At 66.4% G+C, this 15,816-nt stretch carries 12 protein-coding genes; 4 read left to right on the top strand and 8 right to left on the bottom strand.

Annotated features, from left to right (window positions below; genetic code table 11):
- Positions 1-684: 684 nt before the first annotated feature.
- The 3 genes from EV669_RS10280 to EV669_RS10270 all read right to left on the bottom strand — a co-directional run bounded on the left by EV669_RS10280 (position 685) and on the right by EV669_RS10270 (position 6,327).
- Positions 685-4,104 carry an AAA family ATPase gene (locus EV669_RS10280; protein WP_132098616.1) on the bottom strand — a complete coding sequence of 1,140 codons (3,420 nt, stop codon included), beginning with the start codon at positions 4,102-4,104 and terminating at the stop codon, positions 685-687.
- Entirely contained in the window at positions 4,101-5,321 is a 1,221-nt protein-coding gene (gene sbcD / locus EV669_RS10275; protein WP_055433723.1) for an exonuclease subunit SbcD, read from the bottom strand. Before sbcD ends, EV669_RS10280 begins: the two co-directional genes overlap by 4 nt.
- Before the next feature lie 115 nt (positions 5,322-5,436).
- Complete coding sequence (locus EV669_RS10270; RefSeq protein WP_055433722.1) at positions 5,437-6,327, bottom strand: LysR family transcriptional regulator; 891 nt, start codon at positions 6,325-6,327, stop codon at positions 5,437-5,439.
- Between the two features lie 176 nt (positions 6,328-6,503).
- On the opposite strand from EV669_RS10270, the gene EV669_RS10265 reads away from it, so the two are divergent.
- Together EV669_RS10265 and EV669_RS10260 are read left to right on the top strand one after the other, a co-directional pair.
- Positions 6,504-7,907, top strand: coding sequence for an MFS transporter (locus EV669_RS10265; protein ID WP_132098615.1), 1,404 nt, complete (start codon positions 6,504-6,506; stop codon positions 7,905-7,907).
- Positions 7,908-8,001: 94 nt separating this feature from the next.
- A complete protein-coding gene (locus EV669_RS10260; protein WP_132098614.1) occupies positions 8,002-9,069 on the top strand; it encodes an RNA methyltransferase in 1,068 nt (355 codons plus the stop codon).
- On the opposite strand, the gene EV669_RS10255 is transcribed toward EV669_RS10260, so the two are convergent.
- Positions 9,066-10,028, bottom strand: a complete 963-nt coding sequence (locus EV669_RS10255) for a LysR family transcriptional regulator (RefSeq protein ID WP_132098613.1) — start codon at positions 10,026-10,028, stop codon at positions 9,066-9,068. The genes EV669_RS10260 and EV669_RS10255 overlap by 4 nt on opposite strands.
- A gap of 135 nt (positions 10,029-10,163) precedes the next feature.
- Between EV669_RS10255 and EV669_RS10250 the strand changes: the two genes are divergently transcribed.
- Positions 10,164-10,817: an oxygen-insensitive NAD(P)H-dependent nitroreductase NfsB gene (locus EV669_RS10250; protein ID WP_054286837.1), complete on the top strand. Its 654-nt coding sequence runs from the start codon at positions 10,164-10,166 to the stop codon at positions 10,815-10,817.
- 19 nt (positions 10,818-10,836) lie between these two features.
- On the opposite strand, the gene EV669_RS10245 is transcribed toward EV669_RS10250, so the two are convergent.
- The 4 genes from EV669_RS10245 to EV669_RS10230 all read right to left on the bottom strand — a co-directional run bounded on the left by EV669_RS10245 (position 10,837) and on the right by EV669_RS10230 (position 14,348).
- Complete coding sequence (locus EV669_RS10245; RefSeq protein ID WP_318271418.1) at positions 10,837-11,376, bottom strand: ankyrin repeat domain-containing protein; 540 nt, start codon at positions 11,374-11,376, stop codon at positions 10,837-10,839.
- A 222-nt stretch (positions 11,377-11,598) separates the two neighbouring features.
- A complete protein-coding gene (locus EV669_RS10240) occupies positions 11,599-12,177 on the bottom strand; it encodes an HD domain-containing protein (RefSeq protein WP_132098612.1) in 579 nt (192 codons plus the stop codon).
- 197 nt (positions 12,178-12,374) lie between these two features.
- Positions 12,375-13,214: an S-formylglutathione hydrolase gene (gene fghA, locus EV669_RS10235; RefSeq protein ID WP_404810867.1), complete on the bottom strand. Its 840-nt coding sequence runs from the start codon at positions 13,212-13,214 to the stop codon at positions 12,375-12,377.
- A 21-nt stretch (positions 13,215-13,235) separates the two neighbouring features.
- On the bottom strand, positions 13,236-14,348 hold the full coding sequence (locus tag EV669_RS10230) for an S-(hydroxymethyl)glutathione dehydrogenase/class III alcohol dehydrogenase (protein WP_342667727.1): 1,113 nt from the start codon (positions 14,346-14,348) through the stop codon (positions 13,236-13,238).
- Positions 14,349-14,449: 101 nt separating this feature from the next.
- On the opposite strand from EV669_RS10230, the gene EV669_RS10225 reads away from it, so the two are divergent.
- Positions 14,450-15,349, top strand: coding sequence for a LysR family transcriptional regulator (locus EV669_RS10225; protein WP_054286832.1), 900 nt, complete (start codon positions 14,450-14,452; stop codon positions 15,347-15,349).
- Positions 15,350-15,816 lie beyond the last annotated feature (467 nt).

Here is a 15,816-nt window from a genome sequence, read left to right as displayed (position 1 = left end):
ATTGTCAACACGGTTTCTTAAAAAAAGATCCGGATCATAATTCCAGATGCGTACAGGTCCGTCATTGCTGAATCTACGTATTTATCATCTTATAAATAACCATTAAACTGCCGTTCCGGATTCAATCATATAGCTACGCTATATCATTTGCCGAGACCCGGCTCTAAAAACCTAATTTTGCTTTAAACAACGCAAAAAGACATCAATGCGCCATGCGGTTTTCTTTTTGGGACAGTAGTGTCTTTTAAAACCGCCATTCTGAAGTTTGTTTGTGTTTCGGCAAAGAAATGACAGGAGCAGAAAACATCGCACCACCCGACAATTCGTTGGGCTTGGCGTAGTGAAGCCCGGCAAGCCGGATGGGGCGTGCTATAGCGGATGAGAGCGCAGGGCGGGCAGAAGTCGGGCGGAAACCGAAAGGTTGGCCGAAGCCTGCAGGAGAGCACCGTGCGCAGGAAAGGTGGCAGGTGTTCTGTACCGGTGCAGCGGCTGCAGCCCTGCCGCAGGGCCTGGATCTTCCTTGGCAGGAAGCACGGGGGCGCAGGCTGGCGATAACTTATACAGCACAGTTATCGCCCGGCCCGGACAAAGGACCACGCCCCTCCGCGTCCCCTGCCCGGCCGTGAGCCCACCGCGCGGCACAGCAGCCGGTCTACACGTTATCGAGGTTAGAGAGGCCTCAGGTCAGCCGACTTCCAGCACTGACAACCCGCCTCCACCCAAGGGCTTCAGTCTTATCTGCACCGCAATGCGCTCCTTCAGGCTCTCCACATGGCTGATCACGCCGATGGATTTGCCGCTGGCATTGAGCGCATCCAGTGCGTCGAGCGCCACGTCCAGCGTTTCGGCATCGAGCGTGCCGAATCCTTCGTCGAGGAACAACGAATCGATGGAAGCCTTGTGGCTGACGAGATCGGACAGGCCCAGCGCCAGAGCCAGGCTGACCAGGAAACTCTCGCCGCCGGACAGGGTGCGGGTGTCGCGCGCCACGTCTGCCTGCCAAGTATCGACGATTTCCAGCTCCAGCTCGCCCCCGGTCCGGCGGCGCAGCTGGTAGCGGCCCTGCAAACGCAGCAGGTGCCGGTTGGCCAGGTGCAGCAGGTGATCCAGCGTCAGCCCTTGGGCAAAGCGCCGGTACTTGTCTCCCTCGCGTGAGCCAATCAGGCTGTTGAGCCGCTGCCAGATGTCGGCCTCTTCCGCTTGCAGGGCGATCTGCTGCCATAGCACAGACTGCTGCTGCCGGCGCTGGGCATCCTCGTGCAGCAGGGCCTGCAGGGCCCCCTGTTCGCCAGAGAGCGTCTGACGGCGCGCATCCAGGTCCGCGAGGGCCTGATCGAGCGTGGGCAGGTCCATCGTGGTAAGGGCCTGCGCCTGCAGGCCTGCCAGCGTAGTCTCTGCGGCCTGGCGCACCGCCTGACTGCGAGCAAGGTCATCGTGCAGCGCGCGCTGCAATGTTTCCAGCCTGCGTCGTTCTTCGGCAGGCAGCAGGGCCTGCAGAAAAGCAGGGGTATCGGCAAACGGGCTGGCCTCCAGCGCTGCCAGCCAGTCCGTTCGAGCCTGGCTGGCGGACTGCTGCTGTGCCTGCAGGTCGGCCTGCAACTGCGCCTGCTGGCCCTGCAGCCGCGACACGGTGGCGGTCAGGGTCTCGACCTGGTCGCTGCAGGCAGCCAGCACCGCCGGGGTGACTTCGCCCGGGCGGACCGTTTCGGCTGGCCCTATCCCGAGCTTTTCGCAACGGGCCTGCCAGGACTGCGCCGCGTCTTCGGCCTGTGTGGCCGCGGCCTGCAGGCGCAGCAGGTCGGCAGCGCATTGCTGTCGTGCCTGCTGTCGGGCGAGCCAGCTTTGCCAGTCGTGCTGCCGGGCCTGTAGCCACAGCGCCATCTCGCCTTCGATCACAAAGCCCTGCCCGGCAATCGCCTGCAGCAAATCGGCCTCAGCCTCCTGCAGGCTGCGGCCGGTGGCATGGGCCTGTGCCTGCAGGTCGGCCAGGCGACTGGCGGCATGGGTGACACCTTCCTGCAGCAGTGCCTGCTGACTGTGCGCCGTCTGCAGGGCGGAGGCGCAATGCGCTTCCTGCTGCCGGGCAGCGCCGAGGGCCTGTTCCGCAGCCTCGGCCTGCTGCAGCGTTGCCTGGCTATGGGTGGCGTCCTGTCGTGCCTGTTGCAGCGCCTGGGCCAGCTGCTCGGCGCCCTGCCATTGCTCCGCCTCCACCCCCAGCGACCCGGCCAGCGTCATCCAGCGTTCGTGTGCTTGGTCCAGGCTGGCTTTCAAGGTCTCCAGCTCGGTCTGTTGTTGTGCCAGCTGGCCTTCCAGCCGGGCCACCTCGCCGGCAGCAGCCAGCCCGCGGGCCTCCAGCTGCTGCAACTGGTCTTGCTTTTCCTGCAATGCACGCGCCGTTGCAGAAACATCCAGCGCCTGATATGCCTGGATGCCCGGATGGTCCAGCGCCCCACACAGCGGGCAGGCTGCTCCAGGCTGCAGGCGGGCACGATGGGCCTCCAAGCTCTGGATGCGCTGCTCCTGCTCCAGCAGGCGGCGCTTGTCCTCCACCTGCTCCTTCAATCGGCGGTACGCCAGCCGCAGTGCTTCACGCGACACCTGGCCGGCCGCATGCTGCTGCCGGGTTTCGGCCAACCGTGCAGCCGCCTGCGCCTGTCGTGCGGCTTGCTGGCGTAGCTGTGCAGCCAGTTCCACGAGTTGCTGCCAGTCTTGCACCCTGCCCTGACAACGTTGCCACGCCGTCCGCAAAGCCGCCAGTGACCGGCCGGACAGCAGCGCCTCCACTGCCGCTTCGGCGGAGCGGACGCCGGTTTGACTGCGGGTGTGGGCGGCCTGGGCGGCCTGCAGGGTCTGCTGCTGTGCGCATAGGCGCGCTTTGGCACCGGCCAGGGTGTCTGCTTGGGCCTCAAGCTGGGCCAGCAGGTGTGCATGCTGCTGGCGCCCCTGTTCGATCTGTTCGTGACGGCTGCGCCAGCCGCTCAGCGCTTCTCCCAACACACCGAAGTGTGCATGGGCCTTCAGCCACGCCTCCTCCCCCGCCAGCGCATCCCGGGCGCGGCCGTGCTGTGCGCAGGCTGCGGCGGCGAGGGCGTCCGCCACGGCCTTGGCCTGCCAGTGGCCGACCAGCGCCTGCTGCTGTGCATCTTGCAGGGCCGCATCGGCGGTAACCAAGGCTGCGCGCGTGCGGGCTTCGCATGTGGTGGCATCCTGCCATGCCTGGTAGAGCGGGCGTAAGGCTTCGGCAGGGGCAGCCTGGGCAAGAGGCTTCAATTGGGGGCTCGCGGCGTGCAGGGCAGCCTCGGCGGAGGCTTCGGCCAACCTTGCCTGCCGCAACGCCTGCTCTGCTTGCTCCAGATCGTACCGCCACTGCCGGAGTCTCTGCGTGCGGACCAGCGCCTCCTGCAGAGTGGCAAGCTGTCCGATCCGCTCGCCCACTTCCTGCTGCATGGCCTGACGGCGTTCGTCCGACAGCAGCTCCACCCCTTCGGCCCGGGCGCGCAGCTGCTCCAGCGCCTGCTGGGCGCTGCGGGCGGCCTCGAACACCCGCTGCGAGATATGGCCGTAGATCTCGGTGCCCGTCAGCTGCTCCAGAAGCTCGGCACGATCATTGGCGCTGGCGTTGAGGAAGGCGGCAAACCCGCCCTGCGCCAGCAGCATGGACTTGGTGAACCGGCCAAAATCCAGCCCGGTAATCGACTCCATGCGCCGCAGCTTGTCATTGATGTGGGTGGTGAGGATGGTGCCGTTGCCATCCGCCAGTTCCACCTTGGGTGCCTGCAGCTGGCCATCGGCCTTGTCACGTGCGCGGCGCTGGCTCCAGAACGCCCGGTACACCTGGCCCTGCACCTCGAACTCCACCTCGGCCAGGCAATCGGCGGTATGACGGGTCATGATCTCGTTGGTGGAGGCAGAAACCGTCTTGAGGCGTGGCGTTTCGTGATAGAGCGCCAGACAGATCGCGTCCAGCAGGGTGGACTTGCCCGCCCCCGTGGGGCCGGTGATTGCAAAAAGCCCGTTGTCGCGAAAGGGCGCGCGGGTGAAGTCGATCTTCCACTCGCCCTTGAGCGCGTTGAGGTTCTTCAGCCGCAGAGTAAGGATCTTCATGCTGCGCCCTCCGTCAGGCTGTCCACCACGCTGCGGTAGCACGCACGCAGCCGTACCTGCAGGGCTTCGTCCAGTGTCTCCTGCGCCATTCGCTTGTCGAACACCTCGAACGGGGTCAATTCGTCCAGCGTCTCGCGCTCGGCGGCGTGCAATGCCCCGGCCGTCTGGGTGCGCTCCCGGCGCAGGCGCAGCACTTCCACTGGCAGCCCTTGCGCAATCTGCTGCACCCGTGCCTGCAGATCCGAAAGGTAATCGTCGCCCCGAACGGTGACTTCCAGCCAGACCGGCTTCTCCGGCAGGGCCAGGCCTGCGGCCTGGTGGATGGCGATCTCCAGCTCGGCGAGCGTGCCGCGTACCGACGCCAGCGGCTGGAAGCACGGGACCTCCAGTGGATGCACGCGTGCCGGGGCTCCCGTCTGAAGCTCCACCAGCAGCACCTCCTTGCGCTGGCCGGTTTCGTCGAAGCTGAGCGGAATCGGGGCACCACAGTAACGCACATGGTCCAGCCCGCCCACCTTCTGCGGTCGGTGGATATGCCCCAGTGCGATGTAATCGGCCGGTGGGAAGGCAGCGGTCGGAAAAGCCTCCAGACTGCCCACGTAGATCTCGCGCACCGACTCGCTGGCGCTGGCGCCTACCGTGGTCAGGTGCCCGGTGGCCACAATCGGCAGCGCCTGCCCCAGCGCCTCACGCTGTCGGCACGCGTGGTCGTGCACCCTCTGGTAGTGATGGCGGATCGCTTCCTGCAGCGCGCGCTGCTTGTCCTCCGCACTTTGGCCCGACTGGCTGTGCAGCACGTCGCGCGGACGGATGAAAGGGATGGCGCAGACGATGGCCCCGGGGGAACCATCGCGCCGGCACAGGGTGAGCACCTGCCGGGCCGGGTCTTCAGCCAGGGCGGGCACCACCGTCACCCCCAGGCACGACAGCACAGGACGACTCTCTTCCAGCGTGGCCACCGAGTCGTGGTTGCCGCCCAAGAGCAGCAGTGCCACCCCGGCGCGATGCAAGTCCACTACCAGCCGGTTGTAGAGTTCACGCGCGTAGCTGGGGGGCGCGCCGGTATCGAAGATGTCACCGGCCACCAGCACGGCGTCCACCGCGTGTGCGTCCACCTGCCGAACGAGCCAGTCGATAAAGGCCTGATGCTCGGCATGCCGGGTCTTGCCCATGAAATGCTGGCCCAGATGCCAGTCGGAGGTGTGAAGAATGCGCATGGAATGAGAAACCGAAAGGATGGGGCAGATTGTAGCAAGCGGCACGGTACGGCTCGCGCTCTTCGAAAGCGGACTGTCCCTGTGCGCCTTTATGACGGCATGCGGACGCAGGCTCTCAGCCGGCACAGACCGCGTGTACCACACCACGCAGCCAGCAGTGGAGCGGGTCTGCATCCAGCCGCGGCGGCCATAACATCGACACCGTGATGTCCGGCAGGGCCACGGGCAAGGGGATGACCGACAGACCCTGCCGCAGATGGCGGGTGTGGTGCTCGGGTACGGTGGCCACGAGACCGGCGTCGCGCACCAGTGCCAGCGCCGGGGCAAAGCCGCCCACCGTGGCCACGATGGTGCGCGCCAACCCCAGCGCGCTCAGGGCGCCATCCACCGGGTCCTGCGCCGGGGCGTGACGGTCGTCGACTACGTGGCGTTCTGCAGCGTACTCGGTCGGGGTGAGCCCTGCCTTGTCCAGTGGATGACCGGCCCTGACAACAGCAACGAAGCGGTCTCGGAACAGGGCACGAGCATGGAAGTCGGGCGCAGTGGTGGCACCGACCACACCGATTTCCAGATCGGCGGCCCCTTCGCGCAAGGGTGCATTGCTGCGCTGCCCCTTGGGGCGAAAATGCAGATGAATGCCTGGCGCTTCGGCGGCCACCCGAGCCAACAGAGCGGCGCCGAAATTCTCCACGAATCCGTCGCTGCACAGCACGGTGAAGCGTTGCCGGACGGTGGATAGGTCCAAGGGCGCGGCCGGGCGCAACATCTGGCCGACTTCCTGGACCAGTCCACCCACGCGCGCACGCAAAGCCAACGCCCGGGGCGTGGGCACCAGGCCCCGTCCGGAGCGCACCAGTAAGGGGTCGCCCGTGGTGTCGCGCAGCCGCTGCAGGGTGCGGCTCATCGCAGAAGCGCTCAGACCCAGTCGCCGGGCGGCTCCGGCCACGCTGCCGGTGTCCAGCAGCGCTTCCAGAGCGATCAGAAGGTTGAAGTCGGGGGAGGTCATCGCGACAGCTTAGCACCCTGCCCTCATGCGTGCACCGGACGCAGGTGTCACTTGCAATCCATGCGTCTTCCGCCCGCACTGGCCACGACTTACGCTTCGGCCAACCCTGCAGCGGAAAAGGCCGCAGGGCGTGGCCCCGCTGGGGGCTCCGATTCTTCCCGCGTCCGGAGATACCCATGACCCTACCCTCTCTTCCTCCGACCTTACGCCCTCCACGGGCGGCGCTGACCAGCCTGGCGCTGGTATCGCTGTTGTCCTCGCTGGGTACCAGCATCGCCCCTGTAGCCCTCCCCGCGCTGGCAGCCGCCTTTCACGCACCATTTGTCCAGGTGCAGTGGGTGGTGGTGGCCTATCTCTTGGCGCTGACCACGGTGATCGTCAGCGCGGGCCGTCTGGGGGACCTCACCGGCCCACGGCGGCTGTTGCTGGCCGGCGTGGCGCTCTTCACGCTGTCGGCGGCCATTGGTGCAGTACCGCGTTTGCCGGTGGTAATCGGCGCGCGGGCCCTGCAGGGGGTGGGCGCGGCAGTGATGATGGCACTCAGCCTGGCCGCCGCCCATGCGCTGGTGACGACGGAGCGGGCGGGCCGGATAGTGGGGCTGCTGGGGACGGTATCGGCGCTGGGTACGGCATTGGGGCCGGCCGTAGGGGGAGCCCTGCTCGCGCTTGGCGGATGGCAGGCCCTGTTCCTGGCCCAAGTGCCGCTGGGCCTGCTGGCCTGGGGCCTGCTGTGGCTTCACCTGCCACCCGACCTGCCGCGTGCGCAGCTGGCCACGCCGTTCGATTGGGGAGGCAGCCTGCTCCTCGCAGCTACGCTGGCAGTTTATGCGCTGGCCATGACAGCGCGGGCCGAAGCCCCTGCCGCTCCACGCCTCATGCTGCTGGCGTGCGCAGTCGCAACCGGCACGGGCTTGGTGCTTCACCTTGGCCGAAGCCCGCATCCGCTGCTGAAACTGGCCCTGCTGCGAGATCCGCTGTTAGCCAGCGGGCTGGTCACCAGCGCCGCAGTTGCCAGTGTAATGATGGCCACGCTGGTGGCCGGCCCCTTCTACCTGTCGGGCGCCCTGAGGCTGGAGGCCGCACCGCTTGGCGCGGTCATGGCGCTGGGCCCGCTGGTGGCGGCTCTGTGCGCCTGGCCTGCCGGACGTTGCGTGGACCGGCTGGGTGCGCCGCGCATGGCGCTGGCCGGGCTTGCCGGCATGGCCGGGGGGTGTGCGGCCTTGGTCTTGCAGGCCCCAACAGGCGGAGCACTGGGGTATGCGCTGTCCTTGGCCGGGCTGACAGGCGGTTACGCATTCTTCCAGACGTCCAACAACACCCAAGTGCTGGGCACTGCCGGCCCGGCGCAGCGTGGGCTGGCAAGCGGCCTGCTCAACCTCGCACGCCATCTGGGCCTGATCACCGGGGCTACGCTGATGGGGTCGGCCTTTGCCGGGGCAGCAGGCGGCCGGGACCCGGCGCACGCCTCCGCCTTCGCGCTGCGTCACGCGCTGGCCTACACCTTCAGCCTCGCCATTCTCGTGCTGGGTCTGGCCGTGCTGGCAACAGTATGGGGGCTGCGGTACGGCCGACGCGCCTGAGCGCAAACCGAGCAAGAGCGGGCCACGTCTGCAGCGGTGGCGTGCTTGGTGTATCCTGCGCGCCTGTCATCCTCACCGCCCTGCCCGTATTCACATGCGCATCCAGGATTTCCACCAGGCACTGGCCGACATCGGTGCCCGACCCTGCCATATCGGCCGCATCACCCGCGCCTGGCTCAAGGGGCTGCCGCTCGATCACGGCACCTTGCGTCAGCGGGGCGAGCACTATTTCCCGCGTGTGGTGCGCGAAGGCCTGCCACAGGTGAGCCACACTCTGGACACACTGGCCCGCATCCATGCGCAGCATGCGGCCGCGGACGGCTCCCTGCGGCTGCTTGTTGCTCTGGCCGACGACCAACTGGTAGAGAGCGTGTTGTTGCCACGCGACGGCCTGTGCGTTTCCAGCCAGGTAGGCTGCGCGGTGGGCTGCACTTTCTGCATGACCGGTAAGAGCGGCCTGCTGCGTCAGCTGGGCAGTGCCGAGATCGTGGCGCAGGTGGCGCTGGCGCGACGGCTGCGTCCGGTAAAGAAGGTGGTGTTCATGGGGATGGGCGAGCCGGCCCACAATCTGGACAACGTACTGGAGGCCATCCAGCTGCTTGGCACCGACGGCAACATCGGCCACAAGAACCTGGTGTTCTCGACCGTGGGCGACGCCCGGGTGTTCCAGCGGCTGCCGACGCTGGCGGTGCGGCCGGCGCTGGCCCTGTCGCTACACACCACGCGGGCCGACCTGCGTGCTCAGCTGCTGCCACGCGCGCCGCGCATCACACCCGAGGCGCTGGTGGCGCAGGGTGAAGCCTATGCCCGTCTGGTGGACTATCCCATCCAGTACCAGTGGACGCTGCTGGCCGGCATCAACGACACTCAGGAAGAGCTCGATGCAGCGGTAGGCCTGCTCAAAGGCCGATACGGCGTGCTCAACCTTATCCCTTACAACAGCGTGGTGGGCGACAGCTACCGTCGCCCCAGCAGCGCCCGCATCGAGACCATCCGTCGGTACCTGCAGAGCCATGGCATTCTTACCAAGATCCGCGACTCGGCGGGTCAAGAGGTGGAAGGCGGCTGCGGGCAGCTGCGGGCGCGGGCGGCCGGGCTGATCGACCATAGCCGCCTGCTGCGCCGCAAGGCGAGCGCCGGGGCTGCGCCTTCGGCCGGCTAGCCGCCAACGGGGAAGGCCGCCTCAGGGTTGGCCGAAGCAGGGGGCGCTGCCGGTACCGTGCCGGCTGCCCGCCGGGCCAGCCGTTCGGTAAGAAAGCCGCGCAGCGCCTGTACCACCGGGCTGAGCTGGCGCCGGTCGGCGCACAGCAGGTTGAGCGGCGCCGCTTCACCTTGCCATTCCCCACATAAACGCACCAGCCGGCCGGTCTGCAGGTCGTCGGCCACGTCCAACGCCGACTTGTAGGCGATGCCATGCCCTGCCACCGCCCAGCGCCGCACGGCCTCGCCGTCGTCGGCCATGCGGTCCCCACGCACCGTCACCGTCGCCACTTCGCCTTCCCGCTCAAAACGCCAGACGCTGTGCAGCTCTTCACCCAGGATGTAACACAGGCAATTGTGCCGCTCCAGCTCGTGGGGGGTGCCTGGATAGCCGGCACGGGCCAAGTAGGCGGGCGCGGCACACAATACCCGACGGTTGAAAGCCGCCAGGGGCAGCGCGATCAGGCTGGAGTCCGACGGCGCACCATAGCGCACCGCCAGGTCCACCGGCTGCCGGTAGATATCAGCCAGCCGGTCCGAAAGCTGCACGCGCAGTGTGACCTGCGGATGCTGCGCCTGGAAGGCGTCCAGCCAAGCCAGGATGACGTTGCGGCCCAGATCCGACGGCAGGGACAGCTGCAGCAAGCCACGCATCACCTGCTGCCCACCTTGCACAGCGTCACGTCCGGTGGCCAGCAGCTCCAGCGCCTGGCGGCAATGGGCGAGGAACAGCTCGCCCTGCGGCGTCAACCGCAGACTGCGGGTGGAGCGCACCAGCAGGGGGGCCTGCAGCTCAGCTTCAAGACGCTTCACCGCAGCGCTGGCCGCCGCTGGTGTTACTCCCAGCTGTCGGGCTGCCCCCGACAGGCTGCCGGCATCGACTGCACGAACGAAAACCTCCAGATCCTGCAAGCCCTGCATTTTCAAATCCAGCATGAAAGTGGTTAAAAAGAATGGCAGTTTTTCAATCTGAACAATAAGACGATGATAGCACCTGTCCCGTCCGGCCTGGCCGGACGGCCAAGACCAACATTGCAAATCACACGAGACCGAACCATGGACATTGCTGAACTGGCCTGCCGCCGCTACACCACCAAGGCTTTCGACCCCACCTTCCGCCTGAGCGCAGAGCAGGTAACCCAGATCGAAACGCTGCTGCGTTTCAGCCCCTCCTCCACCAACCTGCAGCCCTGGCATTTCTTTATCGCCTCCAGCGACGAAGGCAAGGCCCGTGTGGCGCGCGCCACAGCAGGCGCCTATGCCTTCAATGAAGCCAAAGTGCGCAATGCCTCCCATGTAGTGGTGTTCTGCACGCGGGCGATGGCAGACGATGCCCACCTTGATGCGGTGCTGGCGCAGGAGGCCCGCGACGGCCGCTTTGCCGACGAAGCCGCGCAGGCTGGCCAGCAGCGAGGCCGCGCACACTTCGTCAATATGCACCGATTCGAACTACGGGATGCACAGCACTGGATGGAAAAGCAGGTCTATCTCGCGGTCGGCACGCTGCTCTTGGGCGCGGCAGCGCTGGGCATCGACGCCTGCCCGATCGAGGGCTTTGACCAGAAGGTGATGGATGAGGCGCTGGGCTTGCGCGAGCGTGGCCTCGTCAGTGCGGTGATCGTGGCGTTGGGCAAGCGCAGCGCCGAGGACTTCAACGCACGCCTGCCCAAATCCCGCCTGCCAGCCGACAGCGTCATCACCCGGCTGTAAGGAAAGAACAGCCTGCCGCTCAGGCAGGCAGATAGCGCGCCAGCAGGGCCGGCGTGTCAGGCGCTCCGAGCGCCAGCGCCGCATCCAGCGCGGAAGCGCCGCGCAGGTCGCGGGCCGCCGCATCGGCGCCATGGTTCAGCAGCAGCGTAGTCACGTCCACCCGGTTGAACATCGCCGCCAGCATCAGCGCCGTCTTGCCATCCGGTGAGGCACTTTCCGGATCGGCGCCGTGATCAAGCAGCAGCTGCACCACGTCCACAAAGCCCTTGAAAGCCGCGCCGGCCAGCGGCTTCTGCCCCATGTCGTTGGCCACTTCCGGATCAGCGCCATGCTCCAGCAGGGCGCGGGCGGTTTCCAGATGCCCGTGATAGCAGGCGAGCATGAGCAGGCTGTCTCCGCGCTGGTTGCGCAGGTTGGGCGGCACCCCCTTTCCCAGCAGAGGACGCAAACGGACGGCATCACCCAGACGCACCAGCTGGAATACCTGCTGGGCAAAGGCCAGGGTTTCGTCATCCATGCCTGCGGGAACGGCAACGGTGGGCTTGGCGGCTTCTTGCATGGATACTCCTTGAGGTGGCAGACAGGCACGCCCCGGACGGGGCCTGCGCTGCACAGAAGCAAGCCTTGCGCCTGCCCCGAGCAGCCCAGGGATCTCAAGGCCGCCCTCATGGTCCGGCTGGCCTGGACGGCTCACAGCGTTGGCCGAAGCCGGCGCGCCGCCTACGCACCCGCTTGCGCCCATTTACGCTGAAGGCGGGGGCTGCCTGAAAGGCGGCGGGCGCTAGGCGCCGAACAAGCCCTGCTGGCGTGCCGTTTCCAGCTGCGCTTCGAGATACGCCCACAGCCGGGGGCAGCCGGCTTGGATCGGCGGGCCGATGCGGCGCACCACGCGCGCATGGCTGATCCCGTTCTCGCGCCAGCTCTGGCCGTTGTTGGCCAGGTTCAGCAGCACCGGCATGGCCCGATCGGCCGCGTGTGCAAAGCGTGCTTCCGGCGTCTGGGCAGCCTCGAACTCGTGCCACAGCCCCAGGAACTCTGCGGCCTGTGCCTCGGGCAACAGGCCGAATATGCGTGTGACGGCGGCAAGCTCGGCCGCCTTGCGCTCCTCCCATCCCTCCTCGGCGTAGACGATGGTGTCGCCAGTTTCGATTTCACCGATGTCGTGCAGCAGCAGCATGCGGATCACCCGGTCGATGTCCACCGGCGAGTCGGCATACGGCGCGAGCGAGGCGGCCAACAGTGCGATCTGCCAGCTGTGTTCGGCAGAGTTTTCCTGCCTGTCCAGCCCCAGCGGGCGCGTCTTGCGCGTCACGCCTTTGAGCCTGTCGATTTCCAGAATGAAGCGGACTACCGATTCCATGTTGCATCTCCACGATCTGACGGGCGCGACTCTACCACAGCGGCGGCGTTTGGCCGCGTCCGCAGCATAGGCCAGCGTGCAGGCGGAGGCGGCTGCCCGGTAGAAGTGGCAGCCGCCCGCAGGGTTGGCCGAAGGTTTCGGCCAACTCGAGAACGAAGAAGGGCCCGTTCGCACAGGCCCTTGAGCAACGCGACGCTTCAGCGCTCGGCGTACAGATGCCGGGCGTGAAAGTGCAGATGCGCCTCGATGAAACTGGCCACGAAGTAGTAGCTGTGGTCGTAGCCTGGCTGCATGCGTAACTCCAGCGGCCAGCCCGCCTTCCGTGCCGCGGCGACCAGCACCTCAGGCTGCAATTGCTCGCCCAGGAAGCTGTCGGCCTCGCCTTGGTCCACCAGCGCCGGTAGTGAGACAGCATGGGTGGCGAGCAGCCGAATGCTGTCGTACGCCGCCCAGGCCGAGCGATCGTTGCCCAGATAGGCGGCAAAGGCCTTTTGCCCCCAGGGCACGTCACAGGGGTTGACGATGGGCGAGAACGCCGAGACCGAGCAGTAACGTCCGGGATTGCGCAGCGCCAGCATCAGCGCACCGTGCCCGCCCATGGAATGGCCGCTGACCGAACGCTGCGCCGTCACCGGGAAGTGCGCCTCCACCAGCGCGGGCAGCTCGGTGGCGACATAGTCGTACATCCTGTAGTGTGCCGACCACGGCGCCTCGGTCGCATTGACGTAGAATGACGCCCCTTGGCCCAGGTCGTAGCCCTCCGCATCCGCCACTTCCGCACCGCGTGGGCTGGTGTCCGGCATGACGAGAGCCAGCCCGAGCTCGGCGGCCACCCGCTGTGCACCAGCCTTGGTGGCGAAGTTCTCATCGGTACAGGTTAGCCCCGACAGCCAGTACAGCACCGGCACCTTGCGGCCTTCGGCGGTCTGCGGCGGCAGGTAGACGGCAAAAACCATGTCGGTCCCGGTAGAAACCGACCGATGCCGGTAGCGCTTGTGCCAGCCGCCGAAGGCGCGCTGGCTGGACAGGCATTCCAGTGTGCTCATGCCAGACTCGCCTCAGAAATGGATCACGCTGCGAATCGACTTGCCTTCATGCATCAGGTCGAAGGCGGTGTTGATCTCTTCCAGCGGCATGGTATGGGTGATGAAGTCGTCCAGCTGGAACTCGCCTTTGAGGTAGCGTTCCACATAGCCGGGCAGTTCGGAGCGGCCGCGCACGCCGCCGAAGGCAGAGCCCCGCCATACCCGACCGGTGACCAGCTGGAACGGTCGGGTGGAGATTTCCTCGCCCGCACCGGCCACGCCGATGATGACCGATTCGCCCCAGCCTTTGTGGCAGCACTCCAGGGCAGAGCGCATCACCTGCACGTTGCCGATGCACTCGAAGGAGAAGTCCACGCCGCCATCCGTCATCGCGACGATGACGTCCTGGATGGGCTGGTCGTGCTCGCGCGGGTCGACGAGGTCGGTGGCACCCAGCTTGCGGGCCAGCTCGAACTTGGAGGGATTGATGTCGATGCCGATAATACGGCTGGCCCCGGCCATGCGGGCGCCGATGATGGCTGACAGACCGATGCCGCCCAGACCGAAGATGGCCACGGTGTCGCCAGCCTTGACCTTGGCGGTGTTCATCACCGCCCCCATGCCGGTGGTCACGCCGCAGCCGAGCAGGCATACCTCTTCCAAGGGGGCGGACTGGTCGATACGGGCCAGTGCGATCTCGGGCAGCACGGTGTATTCGCTGAAGGTAGACGTGCCCATGTAGTGGTAGATGGGTTTGCCGTCCTTGGAGAATCGGGTGGTGCCGTCCGGCATCAGGCCCTTGCCCTGGGTGGCGCGGATGGCTTGGCATAGGTTGGTCTTGCCGGAGCGGCAGAACTTGCACTCACCGCATTCGGGTGTGTAAAGCGGGATCACGTGATCGCCCACTGCCACGCTGGTAACCCCATCGCCCACCGCTTCCACGATGCCGGCCCCCTCGTGTCCGAGGATACAGGGGAACACGCCCTCGGAATCCTTGCCCGACAGGGTGTAGGCATCGGTATGGCAAACGCCGCTGGCCACGATGCGCACCAGCACCTCGCCGCGTTGCGGCGGCATCAGGTCTACCTCTTCGATGGAGAGCGGCTGGTTGGGCGCCCAGGCTACGGCAGCACGGGTTTTGATCATGTTCATCTGCGGGGCTCCTTGTGGATGGGCTTTCATTGTAGAAAGCGCCGGCCGGGAAACAATCCGGGCGGACAGAAAGATATTTTTTCGGTACCGTAAAAATGATGCACTGGGAAGGGATCGTAGAATTCGTGACGGTGGTCGAGACACAGAGTTTCACCGTCGCTGCCCAGAGACTCGGCGTGTCGGTGGCTCAGGTCAGCCGCCAGATCTCGGCGCTGGAGGCCCGGTTGGCCACGCGCCTGTTGTACCGTACCACCCGCAAGGTCAGCGTGACGGAAGCGGGCCAGCTGTTTTACCAGCATTGCCGACCGCTGCTGGATGGGCTGCAGGCCGCCGAGCAGGCTCTGTCACAGTCACAGACGCGCCCTACCGGCCACGTGCGCCTGACGGCGCCAGTGTATTACGGCGAGACGGTGGTCGCGCCGGTGCTGCACCGCTATCTCTTGGACTTCCCTCAGGTAACAGCCGAACTCATCCTCGACAACCGCAAGATCGACCTGGTGGCCGATGGCTTCGATCTGGGCATCCGCCTGGGCCCGATGGATGGCTCTTCCCTCGCGGTCAAGCGGCTGGCCAGCCGCATCCATCATGTCTGCGCCGCACCCGACTATCTTTCCCGCCACGGCGAACCGCACACGCTATCCGAGCTGTCGAGCCACCAGTGCCTGGTAGGCACCATCGATGTGTGGCGCTTCTCGGTAGGCGACCGGCTGCACGAAATGCGGGTGTCGGGCCGCCTGCGCTGCAACAACGGCACTGCACTCGTGGATGCGGCACTCAAGGGCCTGGGCCTGATCCAGCTGCCGGACTACTACGTGGCACGCCATATCGAGGCCGGTACGCTGGTGCCGGTGCTGACGGCCTATACGCTGGAAGACGGAATATGGGCCACTTGGCCACGCAGCCGCTACCTGCCCCCGAAGGTCAGCCGACTGGTGGACTATCTGCAAACGACGATCGCCCCTGCTCCGCCCGCAGCGCCGACGATCCCTGCCTAGCCACGTTGGCCGAAGCGCTTCGTGCGGTGCGCACCCACCCGGCGCCCAGACGGTGGGGGCAACGGCACGGCGCCCTGCCCGACAGGCCCATCCGGAACGTGCCGGAACGCTCGCGGTTACCCGGCGCCCGCTGCCGGCCCGATTCAAAATTAAGCCGTCACCGTACAAACATACAGTCTTCCGGCTGGGCATAGGGAGGGGCCATTCTGGGCGAGAGGGATGCCGAGGTACGGCACCGGCCCGCCGGGCATGGACAGCCAATGTCTGTCCTGCCTCAGAAGCCGGCATAGCCGTTTCCACACGTAAGCCTGCCTGAGTGCGGCCTGCGTCTCCTGCCTTTGGCTGATTTCGGGGTGCTTCACTGGCCGGCACGGCGGCCTCACACTACGCTGGAGGCATCGGACCCTGCCGCCCAAGCGACCCCATCATGAAACCTGTTCCCACTTTGATGCTGCTGGTGCTGGCCG

Origin of the sequence: Gulbenkiania mobilis, from assembly GCA_004346645.1 — a bacterium.
GTDB lineage: Bacteria > Pseudomonadota > Gammaproteobacteria > Burkholderiales > Chromobacteriaceae > Gulbenkiania > Gulbenkiania mobilis.
The sequence above is the reverse complement of the archived record's forward strand: the minus strand, read 5'-3'. Positions and strand labels throughout refer to the sequence as shown.

Bases quoted from the DNA above. Each gene is read 5' to 3' on its own strand.
- EV669_RS10280 (WP_132098616.1), bottom strand. From the start codon at position 4,104: ATGAAGATCCTTACTCTGCGGCTGAAGAACCTCAACGCGCTCAAGGGC.
- EV669_RS10255 (WP_132098613.1), bottom strand. From the start codon at position 10,028: ATGCAGGGCTTGCAGGATCTGGAGGTTTTCGTTCGTGCAGTCGATGCC.
- EV669_RS10260 (WP_132098614.1), top strand. From the start codon at position 8,002: ATGCGCATCCAGGATTTCCACCAGGCACTGGCCGACATCGGTGCCCGA.
- EV669_RS10265 (WP_132098615.1), top strand. From the start codon at position 6,504: ATGACCCTACCCTCTCTTCCTCCGACCTTACGCCCTCCACGGGCGGCG.
- EV669_RS10240 (WP_132098612.1), bottom strand. From the start codon at position 12,177: ATGGAATCGGTAGTCCGCTTCATTCTGGAAATCGACAGGCTCAAAGGC.
- EV669_RS10225 (WP_054286832.1), top strand. From the start codon at position 14,450: ATGATGCACTGGGAAGGGATCGTAGAATTCGTGACGGTGGTCGAGACA.
- sbcD (WP_055433723.1), bottom strand. From the start codon at position 5,321: ATGCGCATTCTTCACACCTCCGACTGGCATCTGGGCCAGCATTTCATG.
- EV669_RS10230 (WP_342667727.1), bottom strand. From the start codon at position 14,348: ATGATCAAAACCCGTGCTGCCGTAGCCTGGGCGCCCAACCAGCCGCTC.
- EV669_RS10250 (WP_054286837.1), top strand. From the start codon at position 10,164: ATGGACATTGCTGAACTGGCCTGCCGCCGCTACACCACCAAGGCTTTC.
- EV669_RS10270 (WP_055433722.1), bottom strand. From the start codon at position 6,327: ATGACCTCCCCCGACTTCAACCTTCTGATCGCTCTGGAAGCGCTGCTG.
- EV669_RS10245 (WP_318271418.1), bottom strand. From the start codon at position 11,376: ATGCAAGAAGCCGCCAAGCCCACCGTTGCCGTTCCCGCAGGCATGGAT.